Below are 21332 nucleotides of genomic sequence, written 5' to 3'. Positions count from 1 at the left end.
TTTATCCCTTTTCTTCACGCAGTGAGTTAAAGTTACTCAGCAACTCATACGTTTCTACCAGCGGTAAGCCGACTACGGCGTGATAGCTGCCATTAATCTTCCTGACAAAACAGCCACCCAGCCCTTGAATACCGTATGCACCTGCTTTATCTAAAGGTTCGCCGCTGGCGACGTAGCCGGCGATATCCTGCTCGCTCAGCAGGCGGAAGGTCACCTCCGTTACCACCAGACAGTCCAGCGCCTGCTGCTTATCCGCCAGGGCAACCGCGGTCATCACCTGATGCGTTTTCCCGGAAAGCATGCGCAGCATCTCTGCGGCGTGCCCGGCATCGCGCGGCTTTTCCAGCACTTCGCCGTTAAGGATGACAATGGTATCCGCACCCAGCACCGGCAGATCGCGCGATGCCAGCGCAACGCCTGCCTGCGCTTTTTCACGCGCCAGGCGAGTGACGTAATGCTGAGCGCTCTCCTGCGGCTGGCGTCGCTCCTCAATACCGGGAACCACGCGCTCGAAGGAGAGCCCCATCTGAGTCAACAGCTCCTGTCGACGTGGAGAACCTGAAGCAAGATACAGAGTTGTCATATCAACCTTATTGCACCGCAAATTGCTGACGCACTTTACGCATCAGCAGGAATAGCCATGGCCAGAGCACACCGTTTACTACACTACTCCAGAACACTTCCGGACGGAAAGAGACGTTGATCACTAAAAACTCTGCCCAGAAAACAACGATGTCCACCGCGAGGGAGAGCATCATCACCACCAGCGCCTGCTGCCAGAGCGCCAGATTGCGGAACAGCTGATATTTCAGAGCGACCAGATAAGCGATGATGCTTAACGATAGCGCGCGAACGCCCAGCGTCGAGCCGCTGATGAGATCGAGAACGGCGCCCATCACGAAGCCCGTGCCGACGTTCACCCGATGCGGTAACGCGAGGATCCAGTACAGCAGGATAAGCAGTACCCAGTTTGGCCGGAAGACGCTGATGTCCGCCGGCCAGGGCATGATCTGTAGCAAGAGTGCAATAAGAAACGAGAGCCAGATAACCCAGCGTCCCTGGCTACGGTAGCTTGCCACTATTGCCCCCCTGCAGGCAGAGGTTTAGCAGGTGGCGTCAGGCCGGTTGCGGGAGCCGGCATTTGTGGCCCGACGGAATCCGGCGCAGGCAGAACCTGCGGCATCATCTGCATCAGACGTTCATTGGCGACGCGATGAACCTCTTCCGGGGTCATCGGGTTGGAGCCGTTACGATCGGCCCCCCACAGCAGCAGCAGATAGCGCAAACGCTGCAGGCCCGCGGTCGGGCGAGCCTGAATAACGGTATACGCGCGCTGCGTATCCAGCTTGACGGAAGAGACCACGCCCACCGGATACCCTTCCGGGAAACGGCCGCCAAGACCTGAAGTCACCAGCACGTCGCCGACGCGAATATCGGTATTCGCCGGCAGATGCTCCAGCTGCAGATCGTCAGTGCAGCCATTACCGGCGGCAATCACGCGGATATCGTTGCGCAGCACCTGAATCGGCAGCGCATGGGTGGCGTCACAGATAAGCAGCACGCGGCTGGTCATCTTCGCGACGGCAACAACCTGACCGACAACGCCCTTATCGCTGATAACCGGCTGGCCTTCGTAAACGCCGCTGACGCTGCCTTTATCGATAACCACCTGATCGCTGTAGGGATCGTTAACCGTTGAGATGACCTGAGTCACCATTTTTTGCTCATCCTGGCGCAGCGGGGAGCCCAGCAGTTCACGCAGACGCGCGTTCTCCTGCTTGTACTGGCCCAGCATCAGCAGGTCGCTGTTTTTCAGCAGCAGTTCCTGACGCAGCGCGCGGTTTTCCAGTTCGAGCTGATCGCGGGTGGCCAGCGTTTGCGATACGCTATCCAGCAATTCCCGAGGACCGTTAGAAATAAAGTAGAAAGGACTGACGGCTGTATCCATGTACGTTCGAATCTGGCTGAACGTACCCAGGCGGCTGTCGGCGATAATCACGCCAAGCGCCACCAGAACCGCCAGAATAAGGCGAATCTGTAGCGACGGGCCACGGCTAAAAATTGGCTTCATAGGCTATGCGTATTCTCGTGTCAGTTAAGACCAGGGGCAACCCTTGAGCCACCCCAGACCTTCGGCTGACTACTCTTCGCTAAACAAGTCGCCGCCGTGCATATCGATCATTTCCAGCGCTTTACCGCCGCCACGCGCGACGCAAGTCAGTGGATCTTCTGCAACTACGACAGGAATACCTGTCTCTTCCATCAGCAGGCGGTCGAGGTTACGCAGCAGCGCACCGCCGCCGGTCAGGACCATACCGCGCTCGGAGATATCAGAAGCCAGCTCTGGCGGGCACTGCTCGAGAGCAACCATCACCGCGCTAACGATGCCGGTCAGCGGTTCCTGCAGCGCTTCGAGAATTTCGTTCGAGTTCAGGGTGAAGCCGCGTGGAACGCCTTCAGCCAGGTTACGACCGCGCACTTCGATTTCACGCACTTCATCGCCCGGATAAGCGGAGCCGATTTCATGCTTGATACGTTCTGCCGTCGCTTCACCGATCAGGGAGCCGTAGTTACGACGCACATAATTAATCACGGCTTCATCGAAACGGTCACCGCCGATACGCACGGAAGAGGAGTAAACCACGCCGTTCAGGGAGATAACCGCCACTTCCGTGGTACCGCCGCCAATATCCACAACCATCGAACCGGTTGCTTCAGAAACCGGCAGGCCAGCACCGATCGCAGCCGCCATCGGCTCTTCGATCAGGAAGACTTCACGGGCGCCAGCGCCCTGAGCGGATTCGCGGATGGCACGACGTTCAACCTGGGTTGCACCAACCGGTACACACACCAGAACGCGCGGGCTCGGACGCATGAAGCTGTTGCTATGCACCTGTTTGATGAAGTGTTGCAGCATTTTTTCGGTAACAAAGAAGTCGGCGATAACGCCGTCTTTCATCGGGCGAATTGCCGCGATGTTGCCCGGTGTACGCCCGAGCATCTGCTTCGCTTCATGACCGACAGCGGCGACGCTTTTCGGCGATCCGGCACGATCCTGACGAATGGCCACAACGGAAGGCTCATTCAATACGATGCCTTGTCCTTTTACATAGATAAGGGTATTCGCGGTACCCAGGTCAATGGACAGGTCATTGGAAAACATGCCACGAAATTTTTTTAACATACTAAGGGATAATCCTGAAAGCTGGGGCGGAAAACAAAATCCGCTTACTTTACCAACCACACGCAGCAGCGACAAGGCGCAAAAATCATCTGCTACGGTGAAAATTAGTGCAGTTCATTTCCTTTGTTACAAATTTTCCGGCTCCGTTCAGTGCTGAAAACTTCAGCAGCGCTCCACGCTTCAATTTGCAACCTGTCAAAGGTCATTTACTGGCATTTACATTGCGATAATCCGGCAGGTAGACAAGCACACCCCCTTCACTATGGCGCGCGTTATTCTACGTGAAATCACGCTAAACGGCAGATCAAACCGAGTATCTTTGCGAATATTTTTTCACATTTGTGTCAAGTGGCTGTGAGGCGGCAAAAAATTCCCCCTGGCCACCGGTAACACCGCATTGAGACAGGACCTGCCACTCACTACGACTGCGTACTCCGGTTGCAAAAACCTGGACCGGCATACCCTTGCAGGCCTCCACCAGGCTCTGAACCAGCAGCTGGTTCTCACTGCGTTTTTCAATATTGCGCGACAGTCCCTGGTGTAGCTTGATGACTTCGACGTCCAACTGCTTGATCCAGCTGGTTCCAACCAGCGTTAATCCGGCCTGAACCACGGCGACTTTAATACCTAAAGCGTTAATCAGCCGCATAACCGGCTGCAGGCGGCCGATATATTGACAAACATCTGCCTCTGCAAGTTCAAAAATAATGCGCTGACGTTGCGATTTTTCACACTGCATCAAAGTATCGCGCAGCCAGCGCTGGAATCGAGGACGGATCAGCGACTCCACCGTCACCTGTAAAGCGAGGTTTTCGTCTGGCCAGAAGCCTAAAAATGGCAGCAGCCGCGTGATCTGCAGGCGGTCATACTCTTCCGCCAGGCCAAACTGCTGCACCATCGGCATATATTCCGCCGCAATCACCTCTTCCGTACCGTCATACAGGCGGGACATCAGCTCACGGTGATGGACGCGACCGTCGCGATTCACCGCGGGCTTCTGATAGAGCCGCGGTCCACCGCGGCTTAGCATCTGTTCAATCAGGGTGCGCCAGCGCACGTTGCCGCGCCCTTTCTCCGGCAGCGAATCGTCATAAACCGCCCAGCTATTGCTCCCCTGCAGAACCGCGTTGCGCGTGGCCGCTTCCGCGCGCTCCATCACCTGAGCCGTGGTCTGTCCGCTGCGGAAGGCGCAAATACCGATATGCATCATGTCATCGCGGTCAAGAATGCGCGTGGGCGGCAGCGCGTCCATCGCCTTCAGCAGCAGCCCGGCGATGCTGTCCGCCTCCTTCAGGGTGCGGTGCGGCAGCAGGACGGCAAAATCGCTGCGGTGATAACGCGCCAGCAGCGCGCCGGGATAGCGCATAATAAAAGTAGAAAGCAGGTTGATGAGCGTGAAGTAATGCTCCTCCGCTGCGGCGCGCCCCCAGTTATCGCGCAGTAAATCGAACTCCGGCAGGCGGATCATCATCACAATACCGTAGGAGCCGACCTTTTCCTGATCTTCCAGCAGCGTGGCAAGCTGGTTATCAAAGAACAGGCGGTTATTGAGGCCGGTTTTGGTGTCCTGAGCGGCATAGGAGCGAATAAGCGTATCCATACGGCTTCGCTGATCGCTGGCAAACTGCAGCTCGGATAGCAGCATATCCAGCGCGCTGCTGGTGCTCACCGGCCATTCGTGCACCGATCCGCGCACCTGAGGCCCGCGCTCGCCGTTAAGGATCCTCGTCGCCCGCAGCTCCAGCAGCTCCTGCCCGGACAGCTGACGACGGATCCAGCGAACGGAAAAAAACATCATCAGCACCATAAAGCCAATGGCGATAGAAAGCGGTGCGGTCACGTGCAGCGAGCGGAAGTAGTTAACCATCGGGTCCAGATAGACCAGATGCAGCGTCATGCCGGGGTGCTTTAGCGACGGGACCGTGATCTCCCGAAACTGGTTATTACTCCCCAGTGGGCGGTAGCTGTCGCTACGCGAGTGGCTGTACACCGATTTGCCGTTAAGGAGAAAATCAACCTGCACAACGTCGACCGGCGTCATCAGCTCATCCATCTGTGGTTCAAGCCGGGCAAAGGATGAAGAGATCAGGCGGTTATCCAGCACCGTCGCTACGGCCTGGACGCGATTCTCCATTTTTTGCTGAATACCGTTATAAAAACTCAGCGACGCGCCAATAAGCGTGACAAAGATAGTCAGGCTGGTAAGCAGCGTGACAAATGCTGAGAATTTCGTCGTTAATCGCATCCCTGTGTTAACTCCGCGTGTGAATGACTGCCCGATGAATATTCGGACTCCGGTACTGGCGCTTTCCCCAAAGTAAGCACTAACTTTTTAAAGTGCGAGGCATACTATCAAAGCTGACGTATCTGGCAATTTATTGCGTTGTATCGGCGTAATAATGCCGATAGCGAGTATAGTCTGCAGAAAAATTTTTCCAATCTTTGTACCAATAAGGACCCGCATATGCAGGCTTTAATATTAGAACAGCAGGATGGCAAAACAATCTCTTCGGTGCAAACCATCGACGCCAGCCGGCTGCCGCAGGGCGATGTGACCGTCGATATTCAGTGGTCCAGCCTCAACTATAAAGACGCGCTGGCGATCACCGGCAGCGGAAAAATCATCCGCAACTTTCCGATGATTCCTGGCATCGATTTTGCCGGTATCGTCCACACCAGCGAAGATCCGCGTTTCCATGCGGGCCAGCAGGTGCTTCTCACCGGATGGGGCGTTGGCGAAAATCACTGGGGTGGCCTGGCCGAGCAGGCGCGCGTGAAAGGCGACTGGCTGGTTGCGATGCCTGAAGGGCTGGACGGCCGTAAAGCGATGGCCATCGGTACCGCCGGCTTCACCGCCATGCTGTGCGTGATGGCGCTGGAAGATGCCGGTATTCGTCCCCAGGACGGCGAGGTTGTCGTCACCGGAGCCAGCGGCGGCGTCGGCAGCACCGCGGTTGCCCTTCTGCATCGTCTGGGTTACCAGGTGGTCGCCGTTTCTGGTCGCGAAAGCACCCATGATTATCTGAAAGCGCTGGGCGCGCAGCGGATCGTTGGGCGCGAGGAGTTTGCCGAAACCCGTCCGCTGGAGAAACAGCTGTGGGCCGGTGCGGTCGATACCGTCGGCGATAAGGTGCTGGCGAAAGTGCTGGCACAGATGAACTACGGCGGCTGCGTAGCCGCCTGCGGCCTGGCCGGCGGCTTTGCTCTGCCGACGACGGTGATGCCGTTTATTTTGCGTAACGTCCGCCTGCAGGGCGTTGATTCGGTAATGACTCCGCCCGCGCGCCGGGCTCAAGCCTGGCAGCGGTTGGTTGGCGATCTGCCTGAGTCGTTCTATGCGCAAAGCGCGACGGAAATTACGCTCGCCGAAGCGCCGGCCTTTGCCGATAAGATTATGGCTAACCAAATCCAGGGTCGGACGCTGGTGAAAATCGCCTAATATGCAATTTTTCGTGACATATTCGCGATAACTCTCCGCCTCCGTCATGCTTAGGAAAAAGCATGCCGGAGGATGTCATGAAACACAAAAAGCTAACGGAAGCCGACGTCACGGCAGAATCCGTTTTTATGCTGCAGCGTCGCCAGGTTTTGAAAACGCTGGGGATTACCGCAACGGCCCTTTCCCTTTCCCCTACGGCAAAAGCCGATCTTCTCGATTGGTTCAAAGGCCACGACCGCCCTCCCGCGCCGGCGGGCAAAGCGCTGACCTTCGACAAACCCGCCGCATGGCAAAACGCGCTAACGCTCACCCCGGAGGATAAGGTATCCGGCTACAACAACTTCTATGAGTTCGGTCTGGATAAAGCCGATCCGGCGGCCAACGCGGGCAGCCTGCGTACCGATCCGTGGACGCTGACCATCGGCGGAGAAGTTGCTAAACCGCTGACGCTCGATCATCACGATCTGACCACCCGCTTTCCGCTCGAAGAGCGCATTTACCGGATGCGCTGTGTCGAAGCCTGGTCGATGGTGGTGCCGTGGGTTGGCTTCCCGCTGCATAAGCTGCTGGCGCTGGTTGAGCCCACCAGCAGCGCCCGCTACGTGGCATTTAAAACCATCTATGCCCCCGACCAGATGCCGGGGCAGAAGGATCGCTTCATCGGCGGCGGCCTGGCCTATCCTTATGTCGAAGGCCTGCGCCTGGATGAGGCGATGCATCCCCTCACCCTGCTGAGCGTGGGCGTCTACGGTAAGGCGCTGCCGCCGCAGAATGGCGCGCCGGTGCGCCTGACGGTCCCGTGGAAGTATGGCTTCAAAGGGATTAAGTCGATTGTTAGTATCGAACTCACCCGCGAGCGGCCGCCGACCACCTGGAATCTGGCGGGACCGGATGAATACGGCTTTTACGCCAACGTCAATCCGCATGTCGATCATCCGCGCTGGTCGCAGGCAACGGAACGCTTTATCGGTTCCGGAGGCGTGCTGGACGTCAAGCGCCAGCCGACGCTGCTGTTCAACGGCTATGCTGACGAAGTGGCTTCGCTCTACCGGGGCCTGAATTTGCGGGAGAATTACTAGTGCGCCTGAACGTAAAACAGATTACCTGGCTCAAGGTTATGCTCCATCTGGCCGGGTTTCTTCCCTTTCTCTGGCTATTCTGGGCTGCGCAGCAGGGGTATTTCAGCGCCGACCCGGCAAAGGATATTCAACACTTTACCGGTAGGATGGCTCTTAAATTTCTGCTGGCAACCTTGCTTGTGTCGCCGCTGGCGCGCTACGCTAAACAGCCGCTGTTGATTCGTACCAGGCGCCTGCTGGGACTGTGGTGTTTTGCCTGGGCGACGCTGCACCTGACCAGCTACACGCTGCTGGAACTCGGGATTAACAATCTGGCGCTGCTGGGTTCTGAGCTGGTGAATCGGCCCTATCTGACGCTGGGGTTTATCAGCTGGCTTACCCTGCTGGCGCTGGCAGTCACCTCGACGCAGGCGCTGCAGCGAAAATTAGGCCGTCGCTGGCAAACATTGCATAACTTCGTCTATCTGGTGGCGATCCTTGCCCCCATCCACTATCTATGGTCCGTGAAGATATTATCCCCACAGCCGTTGATATATGCCGGGCTGGCGGTTGTGCTTTTGGCGTGGCGTTACAAGAAGTTCCGTCAGTGGTGGCGCTAATCCCCGGATATGTGCAGTTTCCCGCAGATCTTTTATCAACCGCGACTCATTTAACGATAGCGGTTGATAATCTTCCCTGATAAGACCAGTATTTAGCTGCCAAATGCTACGAAATCGTTATAATGTGCGACTTTGGTTTTCCTGGAGGGGTTTTTACGCCCTGAAAAGGTGACAAGCGCGTTTCGAAGGTATATTTTGTTTTTTACCCGAGAATGGCAGGAGATAGCCGCACAATGGCTGACAAGTTTCGCATTTTGCTTTTGAATGGACCCAACCTTAACATGCTTGGTACACGCGAGCCTGAGAAGTACGGCACCCTCAAGCTTTCTGAGATTGTTAACCGTCTGGAATCAGAAGCTGCGGCTCTGAACGTGGCGCTGGATCACCTGCAATCAAACGCGGAGTACGCGTTAATCGACCGAATTCATCAGGCTAAAGACGCTGTCGACTATATCCTGATTAATCCGGCCGCGTTTACGCACACCAGCGTGGCAATCCGCGACGCGCTACTTGCGGTGAGTATCCCGTTTATCGAGATCCACCTGAGCAACGTGCATGCCCGCGAACCATTCCGTCATCACTCTTATCTGTCGGATATCGCCGCAGGCGTTATCTGTGGATTGGGGGCGGACGGTTATTCATACGCTTTACAGACGGCGGTAAAACGCCTGTCACAATCACACTAAACAAAGAGTACGGAACCCACTCATGGATATTCGTAAGATTAAAAAACTGATCGAGCTGGTCGAAGAGTCTGGCATCAACGAACTGGAAATTTCTGAAGGCGAAGAGTCTGTGCGCATCAGCCGCTCAGCTCCGAACACCGGTTATCCAGTGATGCAGCAGGCTTATGCCGCTCCGATGATGCAGGCACAGGCACCTGTTGCCGCAGCACCGGCAGCCGCGCAGGCAGAAGCCCCGGCGAAAGCGGAAATCAGTGGTCACATCGTACGTTCCCCGATGGTCGGTACTTTCTACCGCACCCCGAGCCCGGACGCTAAAGCGTTTGTGGAAATCGGCCAGAAAGTCAACGTGGGCGACACTCTGTGCATCGTCGAAGCAATGAAAATGATGAACCAGATCGAAGCCGACAAAGCCGGCGTGGTGAAAGCCATTCTGATCGAAAGCGGCCAACCGGTAGAATTTGACGAGCCGCTGGTAGTCATCGAGTAACGAGGCGAACATGCTGGATAAAATTGTTATCGCCAACCGTGGCGAGATTGCACTGCGTATCCTGCGTGCCTGTAAAGAACTGGGCATCAAGACCGTTGCTGTACACTCCACTGCGGATCGCGATTTAAAACACGTATTGTTAGCGGATGAGACGGTCTGTATTGGCCCGGCTCCGTCCATTAAGAGCTACCTGAATATCCCGGCGATCATCAGCGCGGCTGAAATCACCGGCGCGGTGGCGATTCACCCGGGCTATGGCTTCCTTTCGGAAAACGCCAACTTTGCTGAGCAGGTTGAACGTTCCGGCTTTATCTTTATCGGCCCGAAGGCTGACACTATTCGTCTGATGGGCGACAAAGTGTCGGCGATTACCGCCATGAAGAAAGCCGGCGTACCGACCGTTCCTGGCTCCGATGGCCCGCTGGGCGACGACATGGACGCTAACCGCGCCCATGCGAAACGCATCGGCTACCCGGTTATCATCAAAGCCTCCGGCGGCGGCGGCGGTCGCGGCATGCGCGTTGTGCGCAGCGATGCCGAGCTGGCGCAGTCCATCTCCATGACCAAAGCTGAAGCGAAAGCCGCTTTCAGCAACGACATGGTGTATATGGAGAAATACCTGGAAAATCCTCGTCATATCGAGATCCAGGTACTGGCTGATGGCCAGGGTAACGCTATCTATCTGGCTGAGCGCGACTGCTCCATGCAGCGTCGTCACCAGAAAGTTGTCGAAGAAGCGCCGGCGCCGGGTATTACTCCGGAACTGCGTCGCTACATCGGCGAGCGCTGCTCCAAGGCCTGCGTTGATATCGGCTATCGCGGGGCGGGTACCTTTGAGTTCCTGTTCGAAAACGGCGAGTTCTACTTCATTGAAATGAACACCCGTATTCAGGTTGAACACCCGGTAACAGAAATGATCACCGGCGTTGACCTGATTAAAGAGCAGCTGCGGATTGCCGCAGGCCAGCCGCTGTCCATCAAGCAGGAAGAAGTTCAGGTGCGTGGCCATGCGGTTGAATGCCGTATTAACGCCGAAGACCCGAATACCTTCCTGCCGAGTCCGGGTAAAATTACCCGCTTCCACGCGCCGGGCGGTTTTGGCGTTCGCTGGGAGTCTCATATCTACGCCGGCTACACCGTGCCGCCGTACTATGACTCAATGATCGGCAAGCTTATCTGCTACGGCGAAAACCGTGATGTGGCCATTTCACGCATGAAAAATGCGCTGCAGGAGCTGATCATCGACGGCATCAAAACTAACGTCGATCTGCAGATTCGCATCATGAATGACGAGCACTTCCAGCATGGTGGTACCAATATCCACTATCTGGAGAAAAAGCTCGGTATGCAGGAAAAATAATCCTGCATCGCTGCAAAAGGCCGGATAATCCGGCCTTTTTTCTTTTTCTCTCCCCTCATCTTTTCCATGCGGTACAATCCCCGCTTTCTTCATCCTCCTGGGACTAAAAAATGGACAATCGGTTTGTTCAGGCCCACAAAGAAGCGCGCTGGGCGCTGTGGCTGACCCTTCTCTATCTTGCCGCCTGGCTGGCTGCGGCCTATCTCCCGGACAGCGCTATCGGCATAACCGGGCTGCCGCACTGGTTCGAAATGGCCTGCCTGCTGGTGCCTCTGATATTTATCCTGCTGTGCTGGGCGATGGTGCGTTTCGTATTCCGCGATATTCCGCTGGAGGATAGCGATGCAGCTTGAAATCATCGTCATCCTGATTGCCTATCTGTTCGTGGTCTTCGGCCTGTCGCTTTACGCCATGCGCAAACGCAGCAGCGGCAGTTTTCTCAGCGAGTATTTCCTCGGCAGCCGTTCCATGGGTGGCTTCGTGCTGGCCATGACGCTCACCGCCACCTACATCAGCGCCAGTTCATTTATCGGCGGGCCCGGCGCTGCCTATAAGTACGGGCTCGGCTGGGTGCTGCTGGCGATGATCCAGGTACCGACGATCTGGCTTTCGCTGGGGATCCTCGGGAAGAAATTCGCTATTCTGGCGCGACGCTATAACGCCATCACCCTCAACGACATGCTGCAGGCCCGCTACCAAAGCCGCGCCGTCGTCTGGATCGCCAGCATCAGCCTGCTGGTTGCCTTCGTCGGGGCGATCGCCGTGCAGTTTATCGGCGGCGCGCGCCTGCTGGAGACTGCGGCGGGAATCAAATATGAAAACGGCCTGCTGATCTTCGGGATCACCATTGCTCTGTACACCGCGTTCGGCGGTTTTCGCGCCAGCGTGCTCAATGACACCATGCAGGGTATGGTCATGCTGATCGGCACTATCGTGCTGCTGGTTGGGGTTGTCCACGCTGCGGGCGGTCTGCATCACGCCGTCGATACCTTACAGAAGATAGATCCGCAGCTGGTATCGCCGCACGGCGTAGACGGTATCCTTAATCCGACCTTTATGACCTCGTTTTGGGTGCTGGTCTGCTTCGGCGTCATCGGCCTGCCGCATACCGCCGTACGCTGCATCTCTTATAAAGACAGCAAAGCCGTTCACCGGGGGATCATCATCGGTACCGTAGTCGTCGCGCTGCTGATGTTTGGCATGCACCTCGCGGGCGCGCTGGGCCGCGCGGTTCTGCCGCACCTCACCGTCCCCGATCAGGTGATCCCAACGCTGATGGTCCAGGTGCTGCCACCGTGGGCCGCGGGCCTGTTCCTGGCGGCGCCAATGGCGGCGATCATGTCGAACGTTAACGCCCACTTATTGCAGGCATCGGCTACGATCATTAAAGATCTTTGGCTCAGCGCTCAGCCTGCCAAAAAGCATAATGAGCAAAAGCTGAAGAGGATCTCCACCGCCACCACCCTGGTCATTGGGATCCTGATGATGCTGGCAGCCTGGCGGCCGCCCGAGATGATCATCTGGCTCAACCTGCTGGCCTTCGGCGGCCTGGAAGCGGTGTTCTTATGGCCGCTGGTAATGGGCCTGTACTGGGAGCGCGCTAACGCTACCGGCGCCCTCAGCGCCATGATCGTTGGCGGCGTGCTGTACGCCGTGCTGGCGACATTCAATATTCAGTACCTGGGCTTTCATCCGATTGTGCCCTCACTGCTGTTAAGCTTGCTGGCTTTTGTGATTGGCAACCGTTTCGGTCAGCCCGTCCCACCAGCCCCTATTATGACTACTGATAAATAAAGAGTTTTGCCATGCCATGGATCCAACTGAAACTGAACACGACCGGCGCACACGCTGAAGATTTAAGCGATGCGCTGATGGAGGCCGGTGCCGTCTCTATCACCTTCCAGGATACCCACGATACGCCGGTATTCGAACCGCTGCCGGGGGAAACCCGCCTGTGGGGCGACACCGACGTGACCGGCCTGTTCGACGCAGAGAGCGACATGAACGAAGTCGTTGCTATCCTTGAGCAGCATCCCCTTCTGGGCGCCGGTTTCGCGCACAAAATCGAGCAGCTGGAAGACAAAGACTGGGAGCGCGAATGGATGGATAACTTCCACCCGATGCGCTTCGGCGAGCGGCTGTGGATTTGCCCAAGCTGGCGTGAAGTGCCGGATGCCAACGCGGTGAACGTGATGCTCGATCCGGGCCTCGCCTTCGGTACCGGTACCCACCCGACGACCTCCCTGTGCCTGCAGTGGCTCGATGGGCTGGATCTGGCGGGTAAAACGATTATTGATTTCGGCTGCGGTTCCGGCATCCTGGCGATTGCTGCCCTGAAGCTCGGCGCGGCGAAGGCCATCGGTATCGATATCGATCCGCAGGCGATTCAGGCCAGCCGCGATAACGCCGAGCGTAACGGCGTCTCGGATCGTCTGGAGCTCTATTTACCTCAGGATCAGCCAGAGGCTCTCAGCGCCGACGTCGTGGTCGCCAACATTCTGGCCGGCCCGTTACGCGAGCTGGCTCCGTTAATCAGCGTCCTGCCCGTTGCAGGCGGTCTGCTGGGGCTCTCCGGGATCCTTGCCAGCCAGGCTGACGGCGTCTGTGAAGCCTACGCCGATCGCTTTAATCTCGACCTGGTGGTTGAAAAAGAAGAGTGGTGCCGGATTACCGGCCAGCGCAAGTAAGCGCGAATGCGGCCTGCGGGCCGCATTTTTGTTTCCAGTAACCGCCGAATGACGTCAAGAAATGGGAGCCAGATCGCATTACGAAGCGCTTTTTTGGCTACAAAAACAGCGTTTTATGCCGCCAATGACCCCATTTTTCTAAGAAAAATAGATAAGTTTTACGATTTTATAATTGGACACAAATTATCCACCTTGCATTAACGCAATGATTAATATGATAATTTATCCATGGTATTTTCGTTACCCCTGGATTCATTGATCTGTGATAGGGGATTGCTCAAAGTTTGGCCTTTCATCTCGTGCAAAAAATGCGTAATATACGCCGCCTTGCAGTCACAGTATGGTCATTTCTTAACTCATGCGCATCGGACACTACCAGCTTAGAAATCGCCTGATCGCAGCACCTATGGCTGGCATTACTGACAGACCATTCAGGACGCTGTGCTATGAGATGGGAGCAGGTTTAACCGTTTCCGAGATGATGTCCTCCAACCCTCAGGTTTGGGAGAGCGACAAGTCCCGTTTACGGATGGTGCACGTTGATGAGCCCGGTATTCGTACCGTGCAAATCGCCGGTAGCGTACCGGAAGAGATGGCCGCAGCCGCCCGTATTAACGTGGAAAGCGGTGCCCAAATTATTGATATTAATATGGGGTGCCCGGCGAAAAAGGTGAATCGCAAGCTCGCAGGTTCAGCCCTCTTGCAGCATCCCGAGCAGGTGAAGTTAATCCTGACGGCGGTCGTCAAGGCAGTGGACGTTCCCGTGACACTCAAGATTCGCACCGGTTGGGAGCCGGAACACCGTAACTGTGTAGAAATTGCCCAACTGGCTGAAGAGTGTGGCATTCAGGCTCTGACTATTCACGGACGCACGCGCGCCTGTTTATTTAACGGAGACGCTGAATACGACAGTATTCGGGCAGTTAAGCAGAAAGTTTCCATTCCGATTATCGCGAATGGTGACATTACTGACCCGCTTAAAGCCAGAGCTGTGCTCGACTATACGGGGGCTGATGCCCTTATGATAGGCCGCGCAGCTCAGGGAAGACCCTGGATCTTTCGGGAAATCCAGCATTATCTGGACACTGGAGAGCTGCTGCCCCCCCTGCCGTTGGCAGAGGTTAAGCGCTTGCTTTGCGCTCACGTTCGGGAATTGCATGACTTTTACGGTCAGGCAAAAGGGTACCGAATTGCGCGTAAACACGTTTCCTGGTATCTCCAGGAGCACGCTCCAAATGACCAGTTTCGGCGCACATTCAACGCCATAGAGGATGCCAGCGATCAGCTGGAGGCGTTGGAGGCATACTTCGAAAATTTTGCGTAAACAGAAATAAAGAGCTGACAGAACTATGTTCGAACAACGCGTAAATTCTGACGTACTGACCGTTTCTACCGTTAACTCTCAGGATCAGGTAACTCAAAAGCCCCTGCGTGACTCGGTTAAACAGGCACTGAAGAACTATTTTGCTCAACTGAACGGTCAGGACGTTAGTGACCTGTATGAGCTGGTACTGGCTGAAGTAGAACAGCCCCTGTTGGACATGGTGATGCAATACACCCGCGGTAACCAGACCCGTGCTGCCCTGATGATGGGCATCAACCGCGGTACGCTGCGTAAAAAATTGAAGAAATACGGCATGAACTGATACTAGTCAGTTAATTGCTTGAATAAAAGGCGCTCTTCGGCATGGGGAAGCGCCTTTTTACTGCCTCGCGTTTACCCCCTTCCCGCAGCAGACAGCTGACCCCTCTGAGCTAGCTCGCCGTCCGACGACTCGGTACACAGAGCATCGACATAATATTATCCACCAGCAGCGGCGCCTGCTGATAGAGATCGAATCGCTGCGGCGCCATTAGCCAGTTTTTAATAATACCGCTAAAGGATCCGTGCAATATAATTAACGTTAATTCAATATTTGTTTCCGCAGGTAATAAACGGTTACGGATACACTCAGCTAAAATCTCGCGAATAGTGGGATAGCTAAACCCAATTTTTTGCCGAATATCCTGTTCAGACATCATGTCGCAGGCAAACTCGCATTTATGATAGAGAATCTGCATCAGGTCGCGCTGCCGCGGATCTTCGGCAATATACTGCAGGCCGAAGATAAATTTCTCTCTTAAATGATGCAGAAGATCGCTTGCGGATATTTGTGATGCCGGCGGCGGAAGAAGCTCTCGCAGCGGGAGTTGCTGCTGCCACATTTCATTAAACAGCTGTGACTTGCTCGAGAAATGCCAGTATATCGCTCCGCGGGTTACGCCGGCGGCATCGGCGATGTCCGTAAGCGTCGTGTTCGCCACCCCGCGCAGCGCAAACTGCTGGATGGCTACGTCAATCAGCAGCTGGCGCGTGCGTAGCGCCTCTTCTTTTGTTTTTCTGACCATACATTGCTTCACCTGCTGCCGAACAGCGGAATAGTGGGAGTATTGAGACGGGATTAAATCTAGCATTCTCTAATTAATATTACTTAGCAAAAATGGAGATATTCCCCCTTGAGATATCACGCCCAACTAATGCATATAAAGAATGAATAAGTAATGATACATTCACATGACAAATGTTATTAAGCTCGTTGTTAATAATAAGGTCATTCTTAAAATATAAATTCGCATTTTTTTGTTTTTGCGTGCCCTTGCGTTACTCCAAAAATAACTATTCCTTACATCCACCGATGTTTATTTGTAGGATACCGGTCTGCTTTTTTATTCTCTATTTCTTTCACAGGTTCGTAGCCGAACAGGGTGCGGAATCTATAAGGAACGGTAATGACGAGTCACGCCAGGGTTACACTTTTATCCAGCCTAATTATCACAGCGCTCCTGCTCACCGGCTGTGATAATTCAAACAGCGGGCAGCCGCCGGCACAAATACCGCAGGTCACCGTCCACGTTGTCAGCAGCGAACCGCTATCCGTCACCACGGAGCTGCCGGGCCGCACGTCGGCATTTCGCGTCGCGGAGGTTCGTCCTCAGGTCAGCGGGATCGTCCTGCAACGCAGCTTTATTGAGGGGAGCGACGTAAAGGCGGGCCAGCCGCTCTATCAAATTGACCCGGCGACCTATCAGGCCGCCTACAGCAGCGCAAAAGGTGATGAGGCTAAAGCCGTCGCGGCAGCCACCATCGCGCACCTCACGGTTAAGCGCTATCTTCCTCTGCTCGGGACACAGTACATCAGCCGCCAGGAGTACGATCAGGCGCTGGCAACGGCCAGCCAGGCCGATGCCGACGTGATGGCGGCAAAAGCGGCGGTCGAAAGCGCGCGCATTAATCTTGCCTATACCAAAGTCACCTCGCCTATCGTCGGACGTATCGGTAAATCCAGCGTCACCGAGGGCGCTCTGGTCACCAACGGCCAGGCCGAGGCGATGGCCACAGTCCAGCAGCTTGACCCCATTTACGTCGACGTCACTGAATCCAGCAGCGATTTTATGCACCTCAAGCAGCAGAGCCTGCAGCGCGGCAGCGATACGCAGAACGTTCAGCTGGTCATGGAAAATGGCCAGCCCTACCCGCTCAAGGGCTCTTTGCAATTCTCCGACGTGACGGTAGATGAAAGCACTGGCTCCATCACCCTGCGCGCCATCTTCCCAAACCCGCAGCACAGCCTGCTGCCGGGGATGTTCGTCCGCGCCCGCATCGATGAAGGCGTGGATCCGCAGGCGATTCTGGTGCCGCAGCAGGGGGTAACCCGCACGCCGCGCGGTGATGCCACCGTCATGCTGGTCAACGACCACGGCCAGGTTGAAACCCGCGACGTTATTGCATCCCAGGCAATCGGCGATCGTTGGTTGATAACCCGCGGCCTGCAAAGCGGTGACAAAGTTGTCATCAGCGGCCTGCAGAAGGTTCACCCGGGTACGACGGTGAAGGCCACAGAGGATACCGCGGCGCCCGTCACACAATAAGGTATGAATCACTATGTCTAAGTTTTTTATCCATCGCCCGGTATTCGCCTGGGTACTGGCGATCATTATGATGATTGCCGGCGGCCTCGCGATTATGCAGCTGCCTATTGCGCAGTATCCGACAATTGCTCCTCCGGCCGTTGCCGTATCCGCCACCTATCCCGGCGCCGATGCTCAGACCGTACAGGATACCGTGACGCAGGTTATCGAACAGAACATGAACGGTATCGACAACCTGATGTATATGTCCTCCACCAGTGACTCTGCAGGCGGCGTCACCATCACGCTGACCTTCCGGTCAGGTACCGATCCGGATATTGCCCAGGTCCAGGTACAAAACAAGCTACAGCTTGCTACGCCGCTGCTGCCGCAGGAGGTGCAGCAGCAGGGGATTAGCGTCGAGAAATCCAGCAGCAGCTTCCTGTTGGTTGCAGGCTTCATTTCCGATAATCCCAATACCGCTCAGGATGATATCTCTGACTACGTCGCCTCAAACGTCAAGGATTCGATTAGCCGTCTCAACGGCGTTGGCGATGTGCAGCTGTTTGGCGCCCAGTACGCGATGCGCGTGTGGCTTGATAGCAATCTGCTGAATAAATATAACCTGACGCCGGTCGACGTCATCAACCAGCTGCAGGTGCAAAACGATCAGATTGCCGCCGGTCAGCTTGGAGGAACGCCGGCGGTGGCGGGCCAGCAGCTGAACGCCTCGATCATCGCGCAAACCCGCCTGAAGGATCCGCAAGAGTTTGGTAAGGTAACGCTGCGGGTGAACGCCGACGGTTCGGTGGTCCATCTGAAAGACGTCGCGCGTATCGAGCTGGGCGGCGAAAACTACAACGTGGTGGCGAAAATTAACGGTAAGCCGGCTTCCGGCCTCGGGATTAAACTCGCAACCGGCGCCAATGCCCTTGATACCGCAGCGGCGATTAAGGCAAAGCTTGCCGAGCTGCAGCCCTATTTCCCGCAGGGGATGAAGGTTGTCTATCCGTACGACACCACGCCGTTTGTGAAAATATCGATTCACGAGGTGGTCAAAACGCTGTTTGAAGCCATCGTCCTCGTGTTCCTCGTGATGTATCTGTTCCTGCAGAATATGCGCGCAACGCTCATTCCCACCATCGCAGTCCCGGTTGTTTTACTCGGGACCTTTGCGGTGCTTTCCGCATTCGGCTACTCCATTAATACCCTGACGATGTTCGGAATGGTGCTGGCGATAGGGCTGCTGGTAGATGACGCTATCGTGGTGGTGGAAAACGTCGAGCGCGTGATGGTGGAAGAGAGGCTTTCGCCGAAGGAAGCGACCGAAAAGTCCATGTCGCAAATTCAGGGCGCCCTCGTTGGCATCGCGATGGTGCTGTCAGCGGTGTTTGTACCCATGGCCTTCTTTGGCGGCTCCACGGGCGCCATTTATCGTCAGTTCTCTATCACCATCGTCTCGGCCATGGCGCTCTCCGTGCTGGTTGCGCTGATCCTGACGCCGGCGCTGTGTGCCACCTTGCTAAAGCCTTCTTCCGCCAACCATGATGAAAAGAAAGGCTTTTTCGGTTGGTTCAACGCCAGGTTCGACAGCAGCGTTAACCACTACACCAACAGCGTCAGCAGGATCCTTCGCTGTACCGGACGCTACCTAGCTATCTATTTGCTCATCGTCGTGGGGATGGCCGTGCTCTTTATGCGTCTGCCAACCTCCTTCCTGCCGGATGAAGATCAGGGCGTGTTTATGACCATGCTCCAGCTGCCTTCCGGCGCTACGCAGGAGCGAACGCAGAAAGTGCTGGATACCGTTACCGACTACTATCTGCATAATGAAAAGGCCAACGTCGAGAGCGTCTTTACCGTCAACGGCTTTAGCTTCAGCGGTCAGGGGCAAAACTCCGGCATGGCCTTCGTCAGCCTTAAACCGTGGGAACAACGCAGCGGGGCAGAGAACGGCGTGGAGGCGATTATCAAACGAGCCACCGTCGCCTTCAGCCAGATTAAGGACGCTATGGTCTTCCCGTTCAATCTGCCGGCCATTATCGAACTCGGTTCCGCAACGGGTTTTGACTTCGAACTTGTCGATCAGGGCAACCTCGGCCATAGCGTACTAACCCAGGCGCGTAATCAGCTGCTGGGCATGGTCAGGCAGCATCCGGACCAGCTGGTGCGCGTGCGGCCAAACGGGCTGGAGGATACGCCGCAGTTTAAGCTCGACGTAGATCAGGAGAAGGCCCAGGCGCTCGGGATTTCATTAGCGGATATCAACGAAACGATTTCTGCCGCCCTCGGCGGGTACTACGTTAACGATTTCATCGACCATGGTCGGGTGAAAAAGGTTTACGTTCAGGCTGATGCGCATTTCCGTATGCTGCCGAATGATATCAATAATATGTATGTGCGCAGCGCCAACGGTGAAATGGTGCCGTTCTCGTCGTTCGTCACGTCGCGCTGGGTCTATGGCTCTCCGCGACTTGAGCGTTACAACGGCTTGCCTTCGATGGAAATTCTCGGCGAGGCCGCGCCGGGTAAAAGTACCGGGGACGCAATGATCCTGATGGAGCAGCTGGCCAGCAAGCTGCCGACCGGTATCGGTTACGACTGGACGGGAATGTCCTATCAGGAACGGCTCTCCGGCAACCAGGCGCCTGCGCTCTACGCCATCTCCCTGATTGTTGTCTTCCTGTGCCTCGCCGCGCTCTATGAGAGCTGGTCAATCCCCTTCTCGGTGATGCTGGTCGTGCCCTTAGGGGTTGTTGGGGCGTTGCTGGCGGCATCGCTTCGTGGGCTCAATAATGATGTCTATTTCCAGGTCGGCTTATTAACCACGATTGGCTTATCGGCAAAAAATGCCATTCTGATCGTCGAGTTTGCTAAAGATCTTATGGATAAAGAAGGCAAAGGAATTATCGAGGCGACGCTCGAGGCATCGCGTATGCGCCTGCGTCCGATCCTCATGACATCATTAGCCTTTATTCTCGGGGTGCTGCCTTTAGTTATTAGCCATGGCGCCGGAAGCGGGGCGCAAAATGCGGTGGGTACCGGCGTGATGGGCGGGATGTTAACCGCTACGCTGCTGGCAATCTTCTTCGTACCGGTATTTTTCGTGGTGGTAAGGGGCCGCTTTACCCGACGCGAGAAGTAGCGTATCTCCTCCTCAAAGGCGCCGCGCTGGCGCCTTTTTATTATTATTCAATTAGTTAAATTAAAGTCACTATATTCAATAATGATAAGATCGGCAGCCCCTGCCTTTATTTCGTTATTTTGTTCTACATCTTTTCTACGCAATTCCCCGCTTATCTCCATGACATTTACGTAGCTCATAAATTGAGATAATTTCCTCTATCAGACCTCTGTATCAGCGATGGTAAAATAGGCTATTCCGTCGTGTATCTCACCCGATGCAGTAAAACGGACTATTCAGAGGTAATATCATGAAGAAATTTATTTTAGTGACGCTGCTGGCAACTTTACTCGCCGGCTGCGCGCATGACTCTCCCTGCGTGCCGGTCTACGATTCTGAAGGCAGGCTAGTTCATACCAACACCTGCATGAAAGGCACGACTCAGGATAACTGGGAAACGGCTGGGGCAATTGCCGGCGGCGCGGCGGCAGTGGCTGGATTAACGCTGGGAATTGTAGCGCTGACCCGTTAATCATTACCGTCCTACTGGATTGGATTTACTCTCCAGTGAGAGAACGGATATAAATAAGGGCCGGGTCGCGAGACCGGGCCCTTTTTCGTAGACGACAGGGTATGAAAACCGCGCTATGAGCGCAGAAATGCGCCGCTCGCCGGTATTCCAGGCCGTTCTACAGCAGCTTAGGCCGCCGTTTATCGGTAAGCTGCGTCATTAAATAGCAGACAAGCAAAAAGGCCCAGTCTTTCGACTGGGCCTTCTGCTTTATTTGATGCCTGGCAA

The 21332-nt window shown here is 55.5% G+C and carries 21 protein-coding genes; 14 read left to right on the top strand and 7 right to left on the bottom strand.

Annotated features, from left to right (window positions below):
• Position 1: 1 nt before the first annotated feature.
• From RTE01_RS16545 to csrD, 5 genes are all read right to left on the bottom strand, one after another.
• On the bottom strand, positions 2-583 hold the full coding sequence (locus RTE01_RS16545; protein WP_041147458.1) for a Maf family protein: 582 nt from the start codon (positions 581-583) through the stop codon (positions 2-4).
• 7 nt (positions 584-590) lie between these two features.
• Positions 591-1079, bottom strand: a complete 489-nt coding sequence (gene mreD, locus RTE01_RS16540; protein WP_041147459.1) for a rod shape-determining protein MreD — start codon at positions 1077-1079, stop codon at positions 591-593.
• Positions 1079-2071 carry a rod shape-determining protein MreC gene (gene mreC / locus RTE01_RS16535; protein WP_041147460.1) on the bottom strand — a complete coding sequence of 331 codons (993 nt, stop codon included), beginning with the start codon at positions 2069-2071 and terminating at the stop codon, positions 1079-1081. The genes mreD and mreC overlap by 1 nt, the downstream gene beginning before the upstream one ends.
• A gap of 69 nt (positions 2072-2140) precedes the next feature.
• Positions 2141-3184: a rod shape-determining protein MreB gene (gene mreB, locus RTE01_RS16530; protein WP_002918653.1), complete on the bottom strand. Its 1044-nt coding sequence runs from the start codon at positions 3182-3184 to the stop codon at positions 2141-2143.
• A gap of 304 nt (positions 3185-3488) precedes the next feature.
• On the bottom strand, positions 3489-5429 hold the full coding sequence (gene csrD, locus RTE01_RS16525) for an RNase E specificity factor CsrD (protein WP_041147461.1): 1941 nt from the start codon (positions 5427-5429) through the stop codon (positions 3489-3491).
• Positions 5430-5648: 219 nt separating this feature from the next.
• Between csrD and acuI the strand changes: the two genes are divergently transcribed.
• The 11 genes from acuI (at position 5649) to fis (ending at position 15167) form a co-directional block, all read left to right on the top strand.
• Positions 5649-6623: an acrylyl-CoA reductase (NADPH) gene (acuI, locus tag RTE01_RS16520; protein ID WP_045856507.1), complete on the top strand. Its 975-nt coding sequence runs from the start codon at positions 5649-5651 to the stop codon at positions 6621-6623.
• A gap of 77 nt (positions 6624-6700) precedes the next feature.
• Complete coding sequence (gene msrP / locus RTE01_RS16515) at positions 6701-7702, top strand: protein-methionine-sulfoxide reductase catalytic subunit MsrP (protein ID WP_041147463.1); 1002 nt, start codon at positions 6701-6703, stop codon at positions 7700-7702.
• Positions 7702-8301 carry a protein-methionine-sulfoxide reductase heme-binding subunit MsrQ gene (gene msrQ / locus RTE01_RS16510; protein WP_115191773.1) on the top strand — a complete coding sequence of 200 codons (600 nt, stop codon included), beginning with the start codon at positions 7702-7704 and terminating at the stop codon, positions 8299-8301. Before msrP ends, msrQ begins: the two co-directional genes overlap by 1 nt.
• Positions 8302-8534: 233 nt before the next feature.
• Entirely contained in the window at positions 8535-8987 is a 453-nt protein-coding gene (aroQ, locus tag RTE01_RS16505) for a type II 3-dehydroquinate dehydratase (protein WP_041147465.1), read from the top strand.
• A gap of 22 nt (positions 8988-9009) precedes the next feature.
• Positions 9010-9474, top strand: a complete 465-nt coding sequence (gene accB / locus RTE01_RS16500) for an acetyl-CoA carboxylase biotin carboxyl carrier protein (protein ID WP_041147466.1) — start codon at positions 9010-9012, stop codon at positions 9472-9474.
• Between the two features lie 10 nt (positions 9475-9484).
• Positions 9485-10834 (top strand): acetyl-CoA carboxylase biotin carboxylase subunit, encoded by a 1350-nt coding sequence (gene accC, locus RTE01_RS16495; RefSeq protein ID WP_041147467.1) that lies wholly within the window; start codon positions 9485-9487, stop codon positions 10832-10834.
• A gap of 110 nt (positions 10835-10944) precedes the next feature.
• A complete protein-coding gene (locus tag RTE01_RS16490; RefSeq protein WP_041147468.1) occupies positions 10945-11187 on the top strand; it encodes a YhdT family protein in 243 nt (80 codons plus the stop codon).
• Positions 11177-12628 (top strand): sodium/pantothenate symporter, encoded by a 1452-nt coding sequence (gene panF / locus RTE01_RS16485; RefSeq protein WP_134527919.1) that lies wholly within the window; start codon positions 11177-11179, stop codon positions 12626-12628. The genes RTE01_RS16490 and panF overlap by 11 nt, the downstream gene beginning before the upstream one ends.
• An 11-nt stretch (positions 12629-12639) precedes the next feature.
• Positions 12640-13521, top strand: coding sequence for a 50S ribosomal protein L11 methyltransferase (prmA, locus tag RTE01_RS16480; RefSeq protein WP_141335192.1), 882 nt, complete (start codon positions 12640-12642; stop codon positions 13519-13521).
• A 358-nt stretch (positions 13522-13879) separates the two neighbouring features.
• Complete coding sequence (gene dusB, locus RTE01_RS16475) at positions 13880-14845, top strand: tRNA dihydrouridine synthase DusB (RefSeq protein ID WP_041147471.1); 966 nt, start codon at positions 13880-13882, stop codon at positions 14843-14845.
• A 25-nt stretch (positions 14846-14870) separates the two neighbouring features.
• Entirely contained in the window at positions 14871-15167 is a 297-nt protein-coding gene (fis, locus tag RTE01_RS16470) for a DNA-binding transcriptional regulator Fis (protein WP_003855228.1), read from the top strand.
• Positions 15168-15276: 109 nt separating this feature from the next.
• Here fis and envR read toward each other — a convergent pair whose 3' ends face one another.
• Positions 15277-15909 carry an acrEF/envCD operon transcriptional regulator gene (envR, locus tag RTE01_RS16465; protein ID WP_134527922.1) on the bottom strand — a complete coding sequence of 211 codons (633 nt, stop codon included), beginning with the start codon at positions 15907-15909 and terminating at the stop codon, positions 15277-15279.
• Between the two features lie 381 nt (positions 15910-16290).
• Here envR and RTE01_RS16460 point away from each other — a divergent pair, with 381 nt between their 5' ends.
• Complete coding sequence (locus RTE01_RS16460; protein ID WP_134527925.1) at positions 16291-17430, top strand: efflux RND transporter periplasmic adaptor subunit; 1140 nt, start codon at positions 16291-16293, stop codon at positions 17428-17430.
• A 13-nt stretch (positions 17431-17443) separates the two neighbouring features.
• Positions 17444-20554, top strand: a complete 3111-nt coding sequence (locus RTE01_RS16455) for an efflux RND transporter permease subunit (RefSeq protein ID WP_134527928.1) — start codon at positions 17444-17446, stop codon at positions 20552-20554.
• Positions 20555-20601: 47 nt separating this feature from the next.
• Here the strand turns inward: RTE01_RS16455 and RTE01_RS26425 are convergent, their stop codons facing one another.
• On the bottom strand, positions 20602-20733 hold the full coding sequence (locus RTE01_RS26425) for a hypothetical protein (RefSeq protein ID WP_255313538.1): 132 nt from the start codon (positions 20731-20733) through the stop codon (positions 20602-20604).
• 110 nt (positions 20734-20843) lie between these two features.
• On the opposite strand from RTE01_RS26425, the gene RTE01_RS16450 reads away from it, so the two are divergent.
• Positions 20844-21065 carry a lipoprotein gene (locus tag RTE01_RS16450; RefSeq protein ID WP_041147475.1) on the top strand — a complete coding sequence of 74 codons (222 nt, stop codon included), beginning with the start codon at positions 20844-20846 and terminating at the stop codon, positions 21063-21065.
• Positions 21066-21332 lie beyond the last annotated feature (267 nt).

This window comes from Klebsiella terrigena, assembly GCF_006539725.1.
Taxonomy (GTDB): Bacteria; Pseudomonadota; Gammaproteobacteria; order Enterobacterales; family Enterobacteriaceae; genus Klebsiella; species Klebsiella terrigena.
Note: the sequence above shows the minus strand (reverse complement) of the source record. Positions and strands in the feature narration are given on the sequence as shown.